Annotated in this window: 1 protein-coding gene; it reads right to left on the bottom strand. The window is 68.4% G+C overall.

Features of this window, described 5'->3' with window-relative positions; genetic code table 11:
- Positions 1-1,300, bottom strand: a 1,300-nt coding sequence (locus tag A5708_RS21080) for a condensation domain-containing protein (protein WP_155766114.1), incomplete at both ends; no start/stop codon positions are given.

Below are 1,300 nucleotides of genomic sequence, written 5' to 3' on the forward strand. Positions count from 1 at the left end.
ACCGCCAGCGGCGACCAATCCGGCGCACGGCCGTCGCACCGGCCGGCATAGGCGACCCCGAGATCGCGCACCAGCGGATTCAGCGACCAACCATCCGCAGCAATATGATGGACCACCGCCACCAGCACATGCTCGTCATCGCCGCGACGGAATAGCTTTGCTTGTATGGGTATTTCGCTTGCGAGGTCAAATGCGTAACTTGCCGCGGCATCAACAGCCTCCTTCATCCGTGCCGGTGACCAACCGGCGGTATCTACTACGTCCCACCCGACGTCCACCCGCTCAGCGGGTATCACCACCTGTCGCGGTGTTCCGTCGGAGACGGCAAACACCGTGCGCAAGCTCTCATGGCGCGCCACCACATCCACAAGCGCGGCATGCAGGGCCCCCACGTCCAATCGACCGCGCAGGCGCAGCGCCGCCGGCATGTTGTACATCGGCGAGGGTCCCTGCAACTGGTCGATGAACCACAACCGGGACTGGGCGAACGACAACGGCACCGACTCCGGTCGTGGACCCGCCAGCACGCGGGGACTCTGCACACCGCCATCGCCGAGTCGCGGCGCCAATTGGGCCACCGTGGGCGCCTCGAACAGCGCCCGCACCGAAACCCCGGTATCCAGCGCGGTATTCACCGCCGCGATCAGGCGCATCGCTGACAGCGAATCGCCGCCGAGGTCGAAGAAGGAGTCGTCGACACCGACCCGCTCGACCCCCAGCACCTGGGCGTAGATGCCGGCCAGGATCTCCTCGATCGCGCTCACCGGCGCCCGGTAGCGGTCGGCGTCCTGGTATTCCGGCGCCGGCAGCGCGCGGATGTCCAGCTTGCCGTTGACCGTCAGCGGCAACGCGTCGAGCACCACCACCGCCGAGGGCACCATGTATGTGGGGAGCCGCTGACCCAACCGGGCCCGAATGTCGGCCGGGTCAGCGGCTCCAGTCACATAGCCGACGAGGCGCTTCTCGCCGGCCCGATCTTCGCGGGCGATCACCGCGGCGTGCTCGACGCCGTTCAGATCGCTTAGCGCCGCGCGGATTTCCCCCAATTCGATGCGATACCCACGCACCTTGACCTGTTCGTCGGCCCGGCCCACGTACTGCAGCTGCCCGTCTGCGCCCCAGCGGACCAGGTCGCCGGTGCGATACATCCGCGCACCCGGGGCCCCGTACGGGCAGGCCACGAAGCGCGTCGACGACAGGCCCGGGCGGCCCACATAGCCGGTGGCCAGGCCGCCGCCGGCGACGTACAACTCACCGACCACGCCGACGGGCACCTGGCGCAGCCAACCGTCGAGCACGA

It is taken from the genome of Mycobacterium colombiense (genome assembly GCF_001672755.1).
GTDB lineage: Bacteria > Actinomycetota > Actinomycetes > Mycobacteriales > Mycobacteriaceae > Mycobacterium > Mycobacterium colombiense_C.